This is a genomic window from Mammaliicoccus sp. O-M54, assembly GCF_022386035.1.
In the GTDB taxonomy this organism is placed as follows: Bacteria; Bacillota; Bacilli; order Staphylococcales; family Staphylococcaceae; genus Mammaliicoccus; species Mammaliicoccus sciuri_A.
In genome coordinates this window covers 103649-121805 of record NZ_JAJNJE010000004.1, presented here as the reverse complement: position 1 = coordinate 121805, position 18157 = coordinate 103649, and the positions used below count along the sequence as shown (strand labels likewise).

The window sequence follows — 18157 nt, the reverse complement described above, 5'->3', positions numbered from 1 at the left end:
CATAAGTGATGTATCAAATAATAAAACGATTGACAGAAGAATATGTATTCGCTTACAATATGATTATAAATTGGTCTGACAATATTATCAATTAATAAATATAAAGGAGTTTTTTTAAATGAAAGGATTATATTCTGCATTACTCGTACCATTTGATGAGGAAGGCAATATTTTAGAATCAGGTTTAAGACAAATCATTCGCCAAAATATCGATAAACAACAAGTAGATGGTTTATATGTAAATGGTAGTTCTGGTGAAAATTTCTTAATGAATACTGAACAGAAGAAGAAAGTCTTTGAAATTGTTAAAGACGAAGTAGGATCAGACGCTAAATTAATCGCACAAGTTGGTGCATTAGATTTAAACGAATCAATTGAATTAGGTAAATATGCTACAGAATTAGGCTATGACGCATTATCAGCTGTAACACCATTTTATTACCCATTCAAATTCGAAGAGATTAAGTATTACTACAATGCCATCATTGAAGCTACTGGAAATGAAATGATTATTTATTCAATTCCAGCATTAACTGGTGTTAACTTATCTATACAACAATTTGAAGAACTTTTCGAAAATGAAAAAATCATCGGTATTAAATATACTGCAGCTGACTTCTACTTATTAGAAAGAATTAGAAAAGCATTCCCAGACAAATTAATACTTTCTGGCTTTGATGAAATGCTTATTCAAGCTGCTGTGTCAGGTGTAGATGGTGCGATTGGTTCAACTTATAACATCAATGGACAACGTGCTAGACAAATCTTTAATTTAGCTAAAGAAGGCAAAATTGAACAAGCATATGAAATTCAACATGAAACAAACGATATTATTGAGCAAGTATTAGCTTTAGGTATTTACCCTACTTTGAAAGCTGTACTAAATGAAAATGGTATTGAGGCTGGTACAACTAAACGACCACTCGCGCCATTAGATGAAGCATCACTCAAAAAAGTTAAAGAACTTGTTTCTAAATACAATTTATAATTATTTGATGTACAAAGGGGATGTCATATTATGAATGAAGTAGGATTTGGTACAGGAAACTGGATTGCATTAATTCTATATTTAATTGCAACGTTATTAGTAGGTGTATATTTTACAAAAAGAGCTGGTCAAGATACAGACGCATTCTTCAAAGCAAAAGGTAGAGTCCCTGCATGGGCAGTTGGATTCTCAATTTATGCGACAACTTTAAGTGCGATTACTTATATGGGAACACCAGAAAGAGCATTTAATACAGACTGGTCTTATGCAGCTGGAAATATCGCCATTATCGCGATCATTCCATTACTGATTTATTTCTATATTCCATTCTTCAGAAAGCTTGATGTAACAACAGCTTATGAATATTTGGAAGAAAGATTTGGTATCACAATGCGTGTTATTGGATCTCTAGCATTTACATTATTCCATATTGGTCGTGTTGCGATTGTTATTTATTTACCAACATTAGCAATCACTTCCGTTTCAGATATTAACCCATATTTAATCGCAGCGTTAGTTGGATTATTATGTGTTATCTATACGTTTATGGGCGGTATAGAAGGGGTTATTTGGAGCGATGTTATTCAAGGTATTATCTTATTAGGTGGTGCTGTTGCCGTTATCTTCTTAGGTGCTTTCCAAATTGATGGAAACTTCGGTACAGTCTTAAATGAAGCTGTACAAGATAAGAAGTTTATCTCAGTGGATAACTGGAAATTCGGGACTGCTGCCGCTGCAATTCCAATTATATTTATTGGTTCTATCTTTAATAACTTACACCAATATACTGCCAGCCAAGATATCGTTCAACGTTATCAAACAACTGGTTCAATATCATCAACAAACAAATCGTTATGGACTAACGGGTTATTAGCATTTATTACAATCCCTATCTTCTATGGAATGGGAACTGTGTTGTATTCCTTCTATAATAATGTTACATCTTTACCAGAAGGATTTAATACATCAGCTATCGTACCTTATTTCATTCTGACTCAAATTCCACCATTTGTTGGAGGATTATTAATCGCTGCTATATTTGCTGCAGCACAATCAACAATTTCTTCAAGCTTGAACTCAATTTCAGCATGTGTGGTTGTCGATTTAAAACAAAGATTTTCTAAAACAAATAACGCTAAAAATGATGTATTATTAGCAAGAATCATCATTATTCTTGCAGGTGTCTTTGGTACATTAGCATCATTATACTTAATTAATCAAAAAACAAACGAAACTTGGGATTTATTCTTACTTGTAACAGGACTATTCGGTGTACCAATCGCCGGCGTGTTTGCAGTAGGTATATTCACTAAGAAAGCCAATACTTATGGTGTTATCATCGGACTAATCGTCGCAGCAATCGTTTCTTACTTTGTAGGAAAAACAGATATCACACCATTTACAGTATCCGTTATCGGTTTCTTTATCGCATTTATTGTAGGTTACTTAGCAAGCTTACCATTCGCAAAACACAACAAGAATATCGTAGGCTTAACCATTCATACAATTAACGATCAATACGTGAAAGAAACAAAATAATGAACTATATTAAAAGCAGGGACATCGGGGTCCCTGCTTTTTATTTTTTATTTTTTATATAATGTTCTTTAATCTTCTTTATGACCTTCCCCTAATTCTAATTCCTTTCTAAGTGCACGTTGTAAAGTCTGACTAAAGTTAATTTTCTTTTTTTTGCCTAACTCTACCATATATTTAGGGAGAGTTACCATTTTATTTACCGTCTTATTTTCTTCACGTAACCTCACAATATTTGTGTCTACTTTAACTAGCTGAAGTTGTTGCTGACTTTTTAAATTTCTTGCAAGATCATGATAGTTAGTAGGATTAGGAATATAATCATGGTCATCCTCCATTACTAATAAATGACCTCCTAGAGCATCAGAAGCCATATCAATAGCATCCTCTATATTTTCACCAAAAGTATTAGCTCCAGGCAGATCAGGAAATGAAACATTGTAAAATTTATCTTCTTTTTCTAATAAGGCATAAAAATGGTATTTCATATCATCCACTCCTATTATATTACTTCTATTGTTATCTCATTTTTTACTTATATTATATCACCACTAAAACATATGTTTAAACATATGTAAATTTTTAAGACAATAAAAAAGCAGAGACTGACGTCCCTGCTTTTTATATTCTGATAATGAGAATCGGTGTTATAGCATTTGCTATTGATTATTCAGCTTTTTTAAGAATTTCATCTTTTAAGTATTTACGTTGCATTTCTAATGAATATGGATCGTTATACCAGAATGTTTGTGCATCAATTTCGATGACTTTATCATTTTTAACTGCTGGAATTGATTTCCATGATTCAGTTTTAGTGAATTCTGGTTTTGCTTGTCCTTTTGTTACTGGTAAGAATAAGTAATCTCCAGAATATTTTTCAATTTCTTCTTGAGAGATTTTTTTCCAACCGTCTTTCTTAACATCTTTTTCAATGCTTTCTGGCATTGCTAAACCGAATGCTTGGTATAATACTTCTGTTCCTCTACCCCAGTTTTCACCGTAAGTATAGATGTCTTTTTGGAATGCTTCAATAACTGATACTGTAGTATCTTCGCCGATTTTATCTCTAATTTCTTTCCCGTCTTTAGAAGTTTCTTTCTTCCATTTTTCTACCCATTGTTTAGCTTTATCTTCTTTACCAACTAATTTACCTAATTCTACTTGCATGTCTAAGTAATTGTGTTTTGCATAGTCATAAGGAATTGTTGGAGCGATTTTATTATATTTCTTTAAGTTTTTATCTGCGTTATATGTAATGATTAAGTCTGGTTTTAATTTAGCTACTTGTTCAACATTGTCTTCACTAACTTTTTCAATACCTTTAATTCTATCTTTAAGTATTGGTGTTTGATCTGTAGAAGCTGGTACACCCACAGGTTTAACACCTAAGTGTAATAAGCCACCAACGTATGATGGTGCTAGTACAACAATACGTTTAGGGTTTTTCGGGATATCTATTTTTTTACCGTCGTCTAATTTATAACTTACTGTCTCTTTACTTGATTTTGTTTTACTGCTGCTCTCTTTCTCATCAGATTTATTGCCACAAGCAGCAACAACTAATGCTAAAGCCATAATAAACACTAAAAGTTTCTTCATAATTATCCTCCCAATTGATAATGACTCTCATTTTCATCTTTGTCTATTATATAACCCTTCAATATATATAGCAATAGAATTTTTAAATTTATATAACTTTTTTATTCTATTTTACAATAATAATGATGTATGCAAATACAACAAAAAAATACCGATAAAAGACGTTACGTCATTTTATCGATATTTTAATATTATGATTTATTTTTACTTGGTAAAGTTTTAACAAAAGTGAATAATACAACAGTTTGGAAGAATAGCATGATGCAAAGACCTATGCGAATATAAAAATGATCAACCATCCAAATTGAAAAGCCTACTACGATATATACACTTATAAGCAGTTCGAATTTTTTCTTTAAAGTGTACCCTCTATATTTTTGAAAATCTTCTACATATTCTTTATAAACTTTTGTGCTTACTAACCAACTATGGAATTTATCTGAACTTTTAGCAAAACAAAATACTGCTAATAATATAAAAGGTGTTGTAGGTAATAACGGCAATACAGCGCCAGCAAATCCTAATATAGTAGCAAGTATACCAACTGATATTAATACAAATTTCATGCGGAAACCTCACTTTTAACTCATTATGTTCATTATAAGAACGCATATTATAAAATTGCAAGTAAAACATTTCAACTTATTGTTTAATAATTTATCAAATGCTAAAATTAATTAATTAACATCTTTTAGAATCGAGGGGCTTATAAGTGCAAAACAAACAACTAAAAGGTACTTTATTAGTGATGCTTGGCGCTACTTTTTGGGGATTAGGTGGAACAGTTACTGAAAAGTTATTTACAGAATATCATTTACCTGTTTCATTATTTGTAGCTGAAAGATTGATATTAAGTGGATTTTTCCTTTTGCTCATTGCAAAATTAATTCAGAAACATCCTTTAACAAATATATTTAGAGTCAAACATTCATTATTTCAATTGATTATATATGCTTTATTCGGCATGTTAGGTGTGCAATACACATTTATGGCGACAATTGATAAAGGTAATGTTGCAATCGCTACTTTGTTACAATTTTTAGCACCAGTCGTCATATTACTATATTTACTGATCACTAGAAAAAGCAAATTTAGAATAACAGATATCATCATTATTGTGTGTTCACTATTTGGAACGAGCTTATTATTAACAAATGGTGATTATGCCACATTATCAGTCCCTCCAAATGCAATCGTATGGGGATTATTAACAGCTTGTGCAGCTGCTTTTTATACTGTATATGCTGTTAAATTATTTTTAAATTGGCCATCTCTTGTTGTTATCGGTTGGTCAATGTTTATTGGCGGTATTGCACTTTCAATTATCAACTTAGACTTCTCATTTCCTTGGCATTTATTAGATGTTCAAGGTGTGATTTATTTCATCTTTGTGATCACTTTCGGAACGATGTTTGCTTTTTGGATGTATTTAGAAAGCGTGAAGTATATTAGCCCACAAACAACTGCATTATTTGGTGTGCTTGAACCCGTAACAGCAGTTATATCTTCTGTTCTATGGTTAAAAGTACCATTTGGATTGTGGCAACTTATTGGCATGATTGTCATCTTGGTTGTCGTACTATATATGTCAGTAGGCATGAAACCAAGACGTAAAAAACGTAAAAAAGTCATACAAACAGATCAATTATAATAAAAAATTGGGTTGAGACATGATGTTATGTCCCAACCCAATCCTTTTATTTAAGTTTACTTCTTTCTTCTCTAGCTTTTTTAGCTAATTTTGTAATGGTTACATCATCCATCGGCGGATTGTGTAAGCCAGCTCTTATATCTCTATAATAGCGTTGCAATGGCCTTTCCATTTGTAAGCTTTTCGCACCTACAATTCTCATCGCGATATCGATGATTTTAATAGAGTGATTCACAACAACATGTTTAGCTGCACCTAATTCAACATCTATAACTGCATCTGTTATAGAAGGATTTAAATATTTATTGATTACACTATATATATAATGTCTTGCTGTCGTTAATTCTAATTCCATCTGACCAATATTTTGTTGAACAGCTGGAATATCAGCAATTACGCCATCGATACTTCCAGGACTATATTCATTTGCAAAATCAACAGCATAATCTCGTGCTGCTTGGCCAATACCTAAGTATACTGCTGGAATATGTAAATTCCACGGGTTGATATTATTGCCTCTTGGGCCATTCGCAACTTCTACTAAGTATTTCTCATGTACTTTAACATCATCTAACACTAAATCATGACTTTCAGTAGCACGCATACCTACCATATTCCAATTCTCTGCTATTGATAAACCTTCAGATTCTCTTGGTATTAAAAAGAAACCGAGTGCTTCTTTTTCAGGTACATATGCACCAACAAGAAAATGCGTTAACCTTTGACTCATTGTTGTAAATGTCTTAACACCATTTATAATGTAATGATCTCCGTCACGATCAGCATGTGTACTTGGACGTGCGCCTCGAGTTGGACTGCCTGTTTCCGCTTCACTTACAGCTCTATTAACAATCGCACCATTTAATACTTCTTCAGCAAATTCATCTAATAAATCTTGCGTCCATAATTTTTCTTGATAAATTTGACCAACTACACCCATATGCCAACCAATGGCTAATGCCGTCGCACCATCAATTCTACCTAGTGTTTCTTGGAATAAAATGATATCTTCTGGTGTCGCACCTTCGCCACCATATGATTTAGGAAGTACAATTTTCGTATAGCCTTCATCAATTAACCAATTTATATTTTCATATGGAAATTCTGAATTTAAATCATTTTTTTCAGCGTGTTTTTGTAATGACGCTTTATGATTTTCTATTTTATTAACCCATTTTTGTTGGAATTCATTCTTAATAAATAAATCTCTACTCATCGTGTCCACACTCCTTATTATCACTTTATCATTGTATTTATTTGCTTTCAATATATATCCGAGCATACCAATAAGTTTTTATAAAAAACAGGCAATACTGAAATTCACGATCGGTATCAGTATGTGCCTGTATAAAATTAATGATTAATATGACTCTCCAAGTTCATTGAAGTCTTGGTCATTGTATTTTTCTTCATCTAATTGTCCTGTAATTTTAGCAGTAGCTGTACCAGCTAACATTGAATCATTAACATTCAATGCTGTTCTACCCATATCGATTAATGGCTCAACTGAAATTAATACCCCTGCTAAAGCAATAGGTAAATTCAATGTTGAAAGTACGAGTATAGCGGCAAATGTTGCACCGCCACCTACACCTGCTACACCAAATGAACTGATGACTACAACACCGATTACAGATAAGATAAACGGTAAATCAATGTCAATACCTGCACTTGGCGCAATCATCATAGCTAACATCGCTGGATATATACCCGCACAACCATTTTGTCCGATTGATAAACCGAATGAACCTGCAAAGTTAGCAATACCTTCTGGAACACCTAATCTAGTTGTTTGTGTTTGAACATTTAATGGTAACGTTCCTGCACTTGATCTAGACGTAAACGCAAATAGTAACGTTTCACTAGCTTTTTTAACATAAGTAGCTGGGTTTAAACCAACAACAGATACTAAGATTAAATGGATGATGAACATCGTAATTAATGCTGCATAAGAGGCCACAACAAACTTACCTAATGTCCATACTGCTTCAAAGTTACTTGTCATCACCGTTTTAGTCATAATCGCTAAAATTCCGTAAGGTGTTAATCTTAATACAAAAGTAACGATTCCCATAACTAAGGCATAAATCGCATCTATACCTCTTTTGATTAAGCTACCTTTTTCAGGTTCTTTTCTCATCACACGTAAGAAACTAAATCCAACAAATCCTGCAAATATAACAATCGCTATTGTTGAAGTTCCTCTAGCACCTGTGAAATCTAAGAATGGATTTGCAGGTAACAATTCAAGAATTTGTGATGGTAAATTATTAGCCGTCATATCTTTAGAAGTTTGTTCAATTTCTTGACCACGACTATTTTCCACACTACCTAAATCTATTTGTGATGCATCTAAATTGAATAGCATCGCATAAATAATACCAACTAAAGCTGCAACAGCAACCGTTCCTAATAAGAATGTAAATATCCAAGCACCAGCTTTAGCAAAGTTTTGACCAATTGTTATTTTAGTAAATGCTGAAACAATTGATATAAAGATAAGTGGCATCACGATCATTTGTAATAGTTTTACATAACCAGTACCTACAATATCAAACCATGAAGCTGTCGACTCTGTTACTTTAGAATCTACACCGTAAATAAGATGTAAAGCTAAACCAAACACAATCCCTATTCCTAAACCAATAAGAACACGTTTAGAGAACTTTACATGTTTCTTATTTAAATAACCTAATAAACCAATAAATAATAAGAAAACAATAATATTAATAACTACCCAAAGTGTTTCCATTAAAGGACCTCCCAAAAACATTTAATTCCGATACATTAAATAAGAATACACTTTAAAAATATGTTTTGCAATACGTTTTTCTTTTTCTAAAATTTCAGATAAATACAATCAAAAAAACATACTAAGATCATTGTTTGAATAAACTTAGTATGTTTTAAATTATAATGATTTTTTTAATTACTTACGGTCGCTTTAGTTACAGTTCGTCCCACTTTTGTTACTAACGGCCTCCTTAGTTACAGTTCAACCAACTTTTGTTACTATAGGCCTCCTTAGTTACAATTCCACCGACTTTTGTTACTAACGGCCTCCTTAGTTACAATTCCACCGACTTTTGTTACTATAGGTGCTCTTAGTTACAATTCTGCCGACTTTTGTTACTATGGCGGCTCTTAGTTACAATTCTGCCGACTTTTGTTACTATAGGCGTCCTTAGTTACAATTCCACTGACTTTTGTTACTAACGACCGCCTTATTCACAATACAAGACTGTCTTCAAATGTCCAAGATTTATCGGTTAATATATTTCTATAGAATGGATCTTTACCGATTAACTTAATTTCATCTGCTAAGCTTTCGACTTCATCTAAATGGTGAGTTGTTAATATAATGAGTCTTGTTGTTTTTAAATGATTTAATAATTTATGAATATCAAATCTAGATTTCAAATCAATACCTACTGTTGGTTCATCTAAAATTAATATACTTGGATTTCCGAGCAGTCCGATTAATAAATTAACTTTACGTTTTGTTCCTCCAGAAAGCGAAGAAATTTTTGCTTTTCTTTCATATAAATTTAACTGGTTACAGTAATCTTCTATAAGCTCTGAAGATATAGGTTGTTTATTTAATGCTTTAAAAAATTCTATATTTTCGTTAACTGTCATATGTTCAAATAGTGCAATATCTTGAGGTATATAACCTATGATTTCTTTGATTTTTTTATTGCTTAACTTTTTCCCAAAATAACGGATATCTCCACTATCTGGATTTTCTAATGCTGTAATCATTCTAAGTAATGTCGACTTACCCGCACCATTTTCCCCTAATAATACAGTCAGTGTTTTATCTTTAAATGTTGTATTAAAGTCATGGAAAATTTCTTTATCTTTATACTTCTTTGATAAATGCTCTATTGTAATCATGTATACACCTCCTAAACTTGAAAATACAAATATAGACAACTTATTGCGATAGACCATATGATAGACATAAATAATTTATGACTAAGCGTATTTATTTTAAATAAGAATATACTTAAGACACTTTCATATATAAACAATGTCATCAATAAGACTAAATAAAATACAATGCTTAATGACCATGATAGTAGTAAACTCGTGATGACTACAATCGCGAATAATAATATGACATGACTCAATATATAATACGTAAATAATTTTAATTTTGTGCCATTAAACATCATTAATCGCTCTAGTGCAGCATTTTGTTTCAGTCGTTGATGCAATACAATTTGACTACAACTTACAATTAATAGTAATGCAACATATACTGCTGCACCAATCGAAACATCTGAATGCTTTTGAACTGCATGGTGTTCCATTTTAGAGTGAGGCGTATTTTTAATATATGCTTTTTTAATTTTTTGCATCGATACATCTTGTTTGGATTTCTTTAAATGATCCTCAATGATGACGGGTATTTGCTGTTTGTATAAAGCTTTACTCGTCACTTCTAATGCAATTTCTCCAATGAAATCATCTTTGTAATATAACGGAATGCTATCACGTAGACGATTTTCTTTTAACCGTTTACTAAAATCATCAGGTATTTGTAAGCTTACAATTGCTTGCTTTTTTTGAATGACATCTTCAATATATGCCTCATTCTTAGGTAAACGTATAACTTCTAAATATTTTGTTTGCTCTAAAGTATGCACTAGCTCTTTTGAAGATTGAGATTCATCCAAATCTTGAACTGCTATTGGCATTTTAAATAATTGATTGCTAGATGCTTGAACACCTACAATGATCAATATTGTAATTAACAGTAACGCCACTAAAGTTACATATTGTTTCCATTGCTTTTTAACAACTAAATGAAAGATTGATTTCATCGGCGATACCTCCAATACAAAGCAGAGATTACTAATACAAGCATAATACCTAAATGCCAATAATACATTGGATGTGTGTCAATGATGTAATTATTTAAAAGCATTTCTACTAGCTGATTAAACACAATTGAAAATGGTAATGCCTCAATCAATCCTGCACTCAAACTTTTCAAATAAATGATTGGAATCACAGCGCCAGATAACAATAAGATTACTAGCGTTAATAAAACTTTAAACAAATAATTCAATATATTTCTAAACGCAATATCTATAAACAGAAATACTAAAAATATCATAACTAAATAATAAGCGATATCTAAAATAAGTTGCCCAATATTATACATTTCAAAATCTGGTTTAAGAAAATGTATGATAACCCATAAACCAAGTATGCTCCATAGTGTAGTATAGAAAAGACTAAACACACCCCTTACAATTGTTAACTTTTCATAAGAGAAATGATACATGCTTAATCGTTCTTTTAATGCATCTTTTTGATTCATTTTTAAAATGCTAAAAATTGAAAAGAAGAAGAAAAAGATAGATACAAAATAAGTAGAAATTGTATAATAACTGAACGTATCAAATACTTTGATAGGCTCATCATCAAAGGAGCCGCTTCTATTTAACCCAGTAAATAACATATCTGTCATCATCGTTAACAATTCATTTTCGGATGCACTAGGATAAAGAGATGTATATGACATCGCCCCACCCATCGACAACATTAACCGGCTATATACCGAATCTGTTAACTGCAAAATAATAATACTTTCAACTGATTGTTTATCATATGTATTCACAACTATTGGTAACTCACCATTTTTATAAAATGCTTTCGTCATGCCATCTTTAAAGACAAAATAGCCATCAATTTTCTTTTTTGATAATAGTTGTCGAGCTTTCTCTTCATTATAATGCTTTATAGACAAATCATTTCCGAGTGATTGCCCATCACCTATCGCATTTAAAATTAACTTTGTTTCTTTAGATTGATCTTTATCTACGATTCCAATTGTAAACGCCTGAACTTTTTCATTTACTTGGTTAACCCCAATCATAACGGCCAACACAGCTAAAAATAATAATAAAATATATGCAATCAAATACCACTTTTTAATTAAAAAAGAGTGGTATATGTTGAACAATTTTATTGTCGACATATAACCACTCCTCTCTAATTATTGAATATCTTTCGCAAGATCTTCTCCTAAATCTTGTAGCTTATCTTCTATTTCTTTTGTTAAATCATCAACTTCTGAGTCTGATAATGTATTAAAGTCAATCGCGCCATCTTTCTTGAATTTAATGTCTTTTTTCAGTTCAGTTTTACCATCCATAATTAATTTAATATTTTCACCATTCACATCGAAATCAACATTTAATTTTTGTTTTTGTTGATTGTTTTTAGTGTCTGTTGTTAAATTATGGTCGTAATTTAAGTCTAAGCTTTGACCGCTAGATGGTGCAATCGTCACTTTACCTTTATCTGTACGTTTATCTCCATCAACTTTAGATTTATTATCTAATTTTAATGTTGTTGTTGAGTATGAATTTTCTTTGATTTCTAAATCATATTTATCGCTAATTTCATCTTTACCAGTTGATTTACCTTTAAGTGTAAGTCCACCGTCTTCACCTGGTGCTGATACTTTATAATCTACTTGTACGCCATCATCGATAACATTTGTACCTTGAATTCTAACTTTTTCATTATCTTTATTTGTAATTGTTAAGTCACGTTTCAAGATTTCTTTACCGTCTACGTAGATGATAGATTTCACTTTAGGATAATTTTTTACATCTTCGTCTTTAGCTTTCTTCAATAAATCTTTAATTTCTTTATCGTACTCTTTTACATTACCTTGTTTTTCTACGATGTTTTTAATATCTTCATCTTTTTTAGCTTCTTCAAGAATTGCTACAACGATTTTCTTAGTATCTTTTTCACTTAAGTTCATTGTTACTTTTTTCAATTCTTTTTCATCATCAAAAATCTTAACTTTTTCTTTATCTTTTTCAAAGTTATCGTCATCTAATTGATCAACAAATAAGTCACTATATCTTTTTGAGATTTTGTCGATTTGATCTTGAGAGATTTGAGAGCTAGATAAGATCGTATTTAAATTTAAAGAATCATTTGTAATTTCTTGTCCGTCTGTTGAATCTAATGATTCACCAGTAGCTTTTTCGATTCCTTTTTTAATTTCATTATTTTTTACTTTATATATGTCTTTAAATAATGGTGTTTCTAAATATTGATTATTTTTGTCTGCGCTCCATTGGAAGTTACCAATCTTGTTGTCTGCAATTGTAGGTTCAATACCTAATTTAGAGTTTTTCGCTTTAGGATCATGCCCCACATTAAAGACAATATTCGTTGAGTCGATAACTGACTTTGGTATGCCTAATTGAGAAACTAATGAATCTGATACTTCTGCTCCAAATTTGAATGATGTTTCATAAGATTCATCTTTCATTTTATCTTGGAATTCAGTTTCGTTTTCAAATCTGTCGTTAAAGTATTCTTTCCAAGATTTTGCTGATTCTTGTTCACTTAATAAATATGTATTCTTTGGCGTATTTGTTAGAAAATAATATGTTGCTGCGCCACCAATTCCTACTATTGCAAGAAAGGCTACTACAATTCCTATAATTAGTAACTTTAATTTAGTAGACATTTAAACACCTCTTTTTAAAATTTATAACCATATCATAACAAATGTTACAACATTATGACATAATATTTTAAAAATAATTATATTTTTTTGTAAATACACATTTTTCCTGGCGTATTATAACTCATCTTCATTTTATTTTTTTTCATTTTGATAATTTGATATTTGGATGGCCATAATGCTGGTATATATGCATATCCCAGTATTTGCTTCCATAAAGGATCTATATAATAGTAATACTCATCATCATATCCAATTAATAAAGTTACATGGATATTTGTAACATAGGATTTACCTTTATCACCGATTTTAAAAATTTTGCGAATCGGTTTAGCTCCTAATGTCGTATGATATATTACAACCGGATGACCTTTATCAATTATCTTCTCTAGATCTTCAAGTTCAGTACCCGTACCATCAATAATTTCTGAATCATATCTATTTAGAAATTCTGCAAGTACATTCGGAAAAATAGTTTGATGATGTCCAAATTTGATTAGAAAATGATTGCCTACATATCCCTTTTCTGGGTTATCTGAATGTGTTGGCCACTTTCTCATAATAGTCGTTGCATTAATATCTTTATTATAGAAATTAAGCAGCATCGAACTTGCCGTACCTTCACACCCCATAACCATTGGTATAGGAAATAATTGACTTTTCGGTTTAACATTTAATAATTCGCCCATAGAGGTTCTCCTTTTACGATATCTTCTTAAATAAATTCGTTTGTTTATACATATAATATATCATTTAACATTTAACTACATAGTATGAAAAAGCGGGACAGAGCATCTTTTACTAAAAAGATTTCTTTATCCCGCTCCTCGATATTATTATAGTATTTCAGCTTCAATTTCCATTAATAATTTTTTTATCTTTTTATGTTGAACTTTTGATACTTGTAACGCAACTGTTCTCTCATCTTGATCATTTCTCTTTTTAGAAATAAGTCCTTTTTCTTTTAAGTTTTGCACGGCTTTTGAAATATAATATGGCTTAAATTTAGATTGTTTAATGATATCTTTAACGTTGTAACAATCTTTTTCTCCTTTATATATATAAACTAAAATATATATTTCTTCAAACGAGAGTGCAAATTGACTTTTGATATTTGCGATATAATCTTTTGATTTCCTAGTTGTAACAACTAATTCAACGATGTTTCTGATTGGTACTGATACTGATTCCATTGCAAATCAACTCCTTAAAATAATCTAATAAATAGTTGAATTGGTATATTGTGCAATCTTTAGTATCTATAGCATTTTTCCCTTTCAACACAATGATTTAATAATATTTATTATTTTATAATGACTTTTAAAAACATTCAATAAATTTTCAAACAATCACTTTTCAACATTTCCAACTTTACGAAAAACCCTTATATATCAAGCCTTACAGCGTACATTTTACAAAAAAATTACCTGTGTATATAGTTTTTATTTATGACATTTTAAAAAAATATTACTTTTTAAATATAAAGAATTCCTACCATAAATTGAATAATATATAATAATGATGATGGCAGATTTTCTTTTGCATTTTCCTAATTTTGTTTAAAACAAAAAATCTGGTACATCTTAATGTACCAGATTTAAAGATTGTATATTATTTTTTCTTACCTAATGTATCAACGAAACTTAATGCAGATAAACCTAAAAGTGTCAAAGCATGTTTAGCACCTTTAAAGCCATGTCCAGCTTCATAGTGTTTATATGCTGCAACTGTCATAACCGAACCTACAAGTACTGAACCTAATCTTGATAAAGATTTGTTGCAAGCACTTAAGAATAAGAAGATAGAACCTACTAATTCAAGTCCACCAGCTAATTTCATAGCATTTCTTGAAAGGCCGAATCCTTCTTCGAATTGTTGAGCCATACCGTCGTCATCTTTCACTTTTGGTTGACTTGAATCAAAAATTTGTTTACCTACATATACATTTAATAAATATCTTAACATTACTTAATTTCCTCCTTATTTTTCATATATTCATCTACAATCGGTTTAACTTGCTCACCTAATAGTTGAATAGATTTTAATACTTTTTCATGTGGCATAGAGCCTACTGGTAAATGTAACATAAATCGATTAATACCTAAATCTTCATGCAGTTTAATAATTTTAGCTGCAACTGTTTCAGGACTTCCAACAAACAATGCACCATGAACAATTTCTTGTTCGAATTTTTCCATTGAATACGGTGGCCATCCACGTTCTCGGCCTAATTGATTTATAACATATGCACTTGATGGATAATATTCTTCCATAGCTTGTTCATCAGTTTCAGCAATGTAACCCCATGAGTGTGTCGCTACAGGTAATTTAGATGTATCAAAACCATTTGATTCAGCAACAGCTTTGTACATTGCCACATTACGTTTAAAACGACTTGGCGCCCCTCCTATAATAGCATAAGTGATAGGTAATCCCAATTTTCCTGCTCTCATAGAAGATTCTGGATTACCTCCAGTTGCTAACCAAATAGGTAATTTATCTTGAACTGCTCTTGGAAATACTTTTAAATGATCAATTGCAGCTCTTGTTTGTCCTTGCCAAGTCACGGTTTCATTTTCATTAATTTGCATTAATAAATCTAATTTTTCTTTATAAAGTAAATCGTAATCTTTTAAGTCATATCCGAAAAGTGGAAACGACTCAATAAATGATCCTCTACCTGCCATAATTTCTGCTCTACCGTTACTAATCGCATCTAATGTAGCGAATCTTTGATAGACCCTAACAGGATCGTCAGATGATAATACTGTTACTGCTGATGACAATCTAATGTTTTTAGTTTGACTAGCCGCTGCTGCTAATACTGTAACTGGATCTGATACTGCATAATCTTCTCTATGGTGCTCCCCTAATCCATAAATATCTAATCCTACTTGATCAGCTAGCTTAATTTCTTCAACAATTTGATTAATTCTTTCATGTGCAGGGAAAGGTTTGTCCACACCATTAATTGGAGAGATTTCAGCAAATGATGATAATCCTAATTCAAATTTCATGTTCTCACCTCGATATAATTATTATACTAGATATAATTATAGTACTAAATTGTCATTTGTCAATAATATTAATCAAAATAAAAAAGTAGCGCATGAACTTCTGTAGAAGTTTGTGTGCTACTTTTTTTGTTTAATGATTATTTTCTAAATTGCATAACTTGATAATAGACTGTTTTAAAGGCATCTCTTGTTCATAAATCCTTAACTGATCGATTGTTTCTGGATTTAAATAAATACATTTTTTAGGTTCTCCGTTTTGAAATGCAACAATTGCTTCTCCATCTTCACTACCTTCAAACATTCTATCAACGTCTGAAAAATATTGACTCAAAATATAAATTAATGCATCACTATATCTTTCACGGTCTTGTTTATATAATTCAACTTGATCATCTTGTATATAATACGCATCAACAATAGTCATGCCATCTATTTCAGATATTTCATGCGTAATATCTTGATTCAGTTGTTCTCTCTTAAAAAATTTAAACAACGTAAACGATCCCCTTCATTTATCAATTAATTAGATTTACTTCTTTGATATTCCTGATACTCAAAAAATACTTGGAATAGCATGATTAACATTGCAGGATGATATTTTGAATTAACAATTTCAATATTATGATTGGATGCAATTTTAAATCTTTCAGACTTAGTCTCCATGACTAAATTATTTGCTTCATCTGTTACTTTTACAGATCTAGATATAAACCCTGATTCAAACAATAAAGTATCGTTTTTTTCACCATTAAATATTATTCTAGGTTTAAATCCAATTTTTGTTTCGAATGTACCTATTTTAGTATCGTTCTTAAATACTTCCCAAACAGTTTTAAAAGGTGTCTTTAACTTTCCTTCAATCGATCTTTCTTGTAACACTTTAAAAGTGCCGCCTTCAAATTCAATCATAAAATTATGTTTCTTTCTTCCTAACAACGCAAATGTTTCTTGTCTAGTGGACGTATAATATAAGCTTAGTATAAATGCAGGATTATTGTGTTCATCATAGACTTCGATTGGTTTTGTTGATGCACCGAAAAAGTTTTCTTTGAAATGAAAATGTGACATATTAACCTCCTGAATGAGTTGTTATTATGCTCATTCTACCATAGCTAAATTTTGTTCACCATCTTTAATATTTTGTGATTTTAGTACATTTTCTATCATTAATTTAATCAACTTTTCTTTATCCTTCTTAATTGAAACTAATACAATTCGTTCATCTGTATTTGATCTTTCTTTATCAAGATAGTTTAACTTTACAAGTGCCTTTATAGATTTATTGATTTTTACTAAATCCCATCCAAACTGATCTTTAATATCTTTTAATGTTCTACATCCATTTTTAGACATCTCTATAAATAATAAAATCATAAATTGATCGATGTTCATTCTATATTCATGATTGATACTGAGATGTATATCATTCATCACACGATTAACCTCTATCACATAATCAACGAAACAATCCATATTTAAGTCTGGATAAATCTCATTTAAATTATGCTGAAGATCCATTTCTATTTGATTAATTAATTGAGATATTTTCGATTTGTGACGAGTTTCTACTATTATAATGATTTTTCTCTCATCTTGCTTTAATCGTTCTTTTTTATAATAGTTCAAATCATGTAAATAGGATATGACATGAGTTAACATCGTTTGATTAATACGAAGTACTTCTTTAAAATCTAGAGCTGTATATTTTCTTCTATTTTGATTATCGTTAATAAACTGCAAAATTTTTAAATGATAAATATTTAATGCGTAATTTTTCTTTAGTATTTTCTTCACTTGAAAATTTAAATAATTTAATTTCAATAATTCGTTCTTATATTCAGTCATAGCTCAATACCACC

19 protein-coding genes are annotated in these 18157 nt (G+C 30.7%); 3 read left to right on the top strand and 16 right to left on the bottom strand.

Annotation, left to right across the window (positions count from 1 at the left end):
* Positions 1 to 118: 118 nt before the first annotated feature.
* Both LQ673_RS08375 and LQ673_RS08370 read left to right on the top strand, forming a co-directional pair.
* Entirely contained in the window at positions 119 to 988 is an 870-nt protein-coding gene (locus LQ673_RS08375) for an N-acetylneuraminate lyase (protein ID WP_191836507.1), read from the top strand.
* A gap of 30 nt (positions 989 to 1018) precedes the next feature.
* Positions 1019 to 2527, top strand: coding sequence for a sodium:solute symporter family protein (locus tag LQ673_RS08370; protein ID WP_191836508.1), 1509 nt, complete (start codon positions 1019 to 1021; stop codon positions 2525 to 2527).
* Between the two features lie 68 nt (positions 2528 to 2595).
* Here the strand turns inward: LQ673_RS08370 and LQ673_RS08365 are convergent, their stop codons facing one another.
* The 3 genes from LQ673_RS08365 to LQ673_RS08355 form a co-directional block, all read right to left on the bottom strand.
* Entirely contained in the window at positions 2596 to 3012 is a 417-nt protein-coding gene (locus tag LQ673_RS08365) for a type II toxin-antitoxin system HicB family antitoxin (RefSeq protein ID WP_191836509.1), read from the bottom strand.
* A 178-nt stretch (positions 3013 to 3190) separates the two neighbouring features.
* On the bottom strand, positions 3191 to 4123 hold the full coding sequence (locus tag LQ673_RS08360; protein WP_037589060.1) for an ABC transporter substrate-binding protein: 933 nt from the start codon (positions 4121 to 4123) through the stop codon (positions 3191 to 3193).
* Positions 4124 to 4314: 191 nt separating this feature from the next.
* A complete protein-coding gene (locus LQ673_RS08355; protein ID WP_025906841.1) occupies positions 4315 to 4689 on the bottom strand; it encodes a YbaN family protein in 375 nt (124 codons plus the stop codon).
* A 146-nt stretch (positions 4690 to 4835) separates the two neighbouring features.
* Between LQ673_RS08355 and LQ673_RS08350 the strand changes: the two genes are divergently transcribed.
* Positions 4836 to 5774, top strand: coding sequence for a DMT family transporter (locus LQ673_RS08350; protein ID WP_037589061.1), 939 nt, complete (start codon positions 4836 to 4838; stop codon positions 5772 to 5774).
* Between the two features lie 46 nt (positions 5775 to 5820).
* On the opposite strand, the gene LQ673_RS08345 is transcribed toward LQ673_RS08350, so the two are convergent.
* The 13 genes from LQ673_RS08345 to LQ673_RS08285 all read right to left on the bottom strand — a co-directional run bounded on the left by LQ673_RS08345 (position 5821) and on the right by LQ673_RS08285 (position 18143).
* Entirely contained in the window at positions 5821 to 6990 is a 1170-nt protein-coding gene (locus tag LQ673_RS08345) for an acyl-CoA dehydrogenase family protein (RefSeq protein WP_037589062.1), read from the bottom strand.
* Positions 6991 to 7134: 144 nt separating this feature from the next.
* Positions 7135 to 8526, bottom strand: coding sequence for an L-cystine transporter (locus LQ673_RS08340; protein WP_037589064.1), 1392 nt, complete (start codon positions 8524 to 8526; stop codon positions 7135 to 7137).
* A 476-nt stretch (positions 8527 to 9002) separates the two neighbouring features.
* Entirely contained in the window at positions 9003 to 9671 is a 669-nt protein-coding gene (locus LQ673_RS08335) for an ABC transporter ATP-binding protein (protein ID WP_037589065.1), read from the bottom strand.
* An 11-nt stretch (positions 9672 to 9682) separates the two neighbouring features.
* On the bottom strand, positions 9683 to 10603 hold the full coding sequence (locus tag LQ673_RS08330; RefSeq protein WP_191836511.1) for an ABC transporter permease: 921 nt from the start codon (positions 10601 to 10603) through the stop codon (positions 9683 to 9685).
* On the bottom strand, positions 10600 to 11766 hold the full coding sequence (locus tag LQ673_RS08325) for an ABC transporter permease (RefSeq protein ID WP_239705380.1): 1167 nt from the start codon (positions 11764 to 11766) through the stop codon (positions 10600 to 10602). The genes LQ673_RS08330 and LQ673_RS08325 overlap by 4 nt, the downstream gene beginning before the upstream one ends.
* A gap of 18 nt (positions 11767 to 11784) precedes the next feature.
* Positions 11785 to 13284 (bottom strand): DUF6583 family protein, encoded by a 1500-nt coding sequence (locus LQ673_RS08320; RefSeq protein ID WP_107578001.1) that lies wholly within the window; start codon positions 13282 to 13284, stop codon positions 11785 to 11787.
* A 77-nt stretch (positions 13285 to 13361) separates the two neighbouring features.
* Entirely contained in the window at positions 13362 to 13970 is a 609-nt protein-coding gene (locus tag LQ673_RS08315; protein ID WP_191836512.1) for a C39 family peptidase, read from the bottom strand.
* A 147-nt stretch (positions 13971 to 14117) separates the two neighbouring features.
* On the bottom strand, positions 14118 to 14474 hold the full coding sequence (locus tag LQ673_RS08310; protein ID WP_037589073.1) for a transcriptional regulator, SarA/Rot family: 357 nt from the start codon (positions 14472 to 14474) through the stop codon (positions 14118 to 14120).
* Between the two features lie 418 nt (positions 14475 to 14892).
* A complete protein-coding gene (locus LQ673_RS08305; RefSeq protein WP_025906850.1) occupies positions 14893 to 15246 on the bottom strand; it encodes a DoxX family protein in 354 nt (117 codons plus the stop codon).
* Entirely contained in the window at positions 15246 to 16298 is a 1053-nt protein-coding gene (locus LQ673_RS08300) for an LLM class flavin-dependent oxidoreductase (protein WP_037589074.1), read from the bottom strand. Before LQ673_RS08300 ends, LQ673_RS08305 begins: the two co-directional genes overlap by 1 nt.
* Before the next feature lie 130 nt (positions 16299 to 16428).
* On the bottom strand, positions 16429 to 16791 hold the full coding sequence (locus tag LQ673_RS08295) for a hypothetical protein (RefSeq protein WP_239705365.1): 363 nt from the start codon (positions 16789 to 16791) through the stop codon (positions 16429 to 16431).
* Positions 16792 to 16817: 26 nt separating this feature from the next.
* Entirely contained in the window at positions 16818 to 17366 is a 549-nt protein-coding gene (locus LQ673_RS08290; RefSeq protein WP_126477740.1) for a tubby C-terminal domain-like protein, read from the bottom strand.
* 30 nt (positions 17367 to 17396) lie between these two features.
* A complete protein-coding gene (locus tag LQ673_RS08285; protein ID WP_037589077.1) occupies positions 17397 to 18143 on the bottom strand; it encodes a transcriptional regulator, SarA/Rot family in 747 nt (248 codons plus the stop codon).
* Between the last annotated feature and the right edge of the window lie 14 nt (positions 18144 to 18157).

Bases quoted from the DNA above. Each gene is read 5' to 3' on its own strand.
- LQ673_RS08315 (WP_191836512.1), bottom strand. From the start codon at position 13,970: ATGGGCGAATTATTAAATGTTAAACCGAAAAGTCAATTATTTCCTATA.
- LQ673_RS08285 (WP_037589077.1), bottom strand. From the start codon at position 18,143: ATGACTGAATATAAGAACGAATTATTGAAATTAAATTATTTAAATTTT.
- LQ673_RS08305 (WP_025906850.1), bottom strand. From the start codon at position 15,246: ATGTTAAGATATTTATTAAATGTATATGTAGGTAAACAAATTTTTGAT.
- LQ673_RS08360 (WP_037589060.1), bottom strand. From the start codon at position 4,123: ATGAAGAAACTTTTAGTGTTTATTATGGCTTTAGCATTAGTTGTTGCT.
- LQ673_RS08330 (WP_191836511.1), bottom strand. From the start codon at position 10,603: ATGAAATCAATCTTTCATTTAGTTGTTAAAAAGCAATGGAAACAATAT.
- LQ673_RS08365 (WP_191836509.1), bottom strand. From the start codon at position 3,012: ATGAAATACCATTTTTATGCCTTATTAGAAAAAGAAGATAAATTTTAC.
- LQ673_RS08370 (WP_191836508.1), top strand. From the start codon at position 1,019: ATGAATGAAGTAGGATTTGGTACAGGAAACTGGATTGCATTAATTCTA.
- LQ673_RS08375 (WP_191836507.1), top strand. From the start codon at position 119: ATGAAAGGATTATATTCTGCATTACTCGTACCATTTGATGAGGAAGGC.
- LQ673_RS08320 (WP_107578001.1), bottom strand. From the start codon at position 13,284: ATGTCTACTAAATTAAAGTTACTAATTATAGGAATTGTAGTAGCCTTT.
- LQ673_RS08355 (WP_025906841.1), bottom strand. From the start codon at position 4,689: ATGAAATTTGTATTAATATCAGTTGGTATACTTGCTACTATATTAGGA.
- LQ673_RS08335 (WP_037589065.1), bottom strand. From the start codon at position 9,671: ATGATTACAATAGAGCATTTATCAAAGAAGTATAAAGATAAAGAAATT.
- LQ673_RS08340 (WP_037589064.1), bottom strand. From the start codon at position 8,526: ATGGAAACACTTTGGGTAGTTATTAATATTATTGTTTTCTTATTATTT.
- LQ673_RS08325 (WP_239705380.1), bottom strand. From the start codon at position 11,766: ATGTCGACAATAAAATTGTTCAACATATACCACTCTTTTTTAATTAAA.
- LQ673_RS08300 (WP_037589074.1), bottom strand. From the start codon at position 16,298: ATGAAATTTGAATTAGGATTATCATCATTTGCTGAAATCTCTCCAATT.
- LQ673_RS08290 (WP_126477740.1), bottom strand. From the start codon at position 17,366: ATGTCACATTTTCATTTCAAAGAAAACTTTTTCGGTGCATCAACAAAA.
- LQ673_RS08310 (WP_037589073.1), bottom strand. From the start codon at position 14,474: ATGGAATCAGTATCAGTACCAATCAGAAACATCGTTGAATTAGTTGTT.
- LQ673_RS08345 (WP_037589062.1), bottom strand. From the start codon at position 6,990: ATGAGTAGAGATTTATTTATTAAGAATGAATTCCAACAAAAATGGGTT.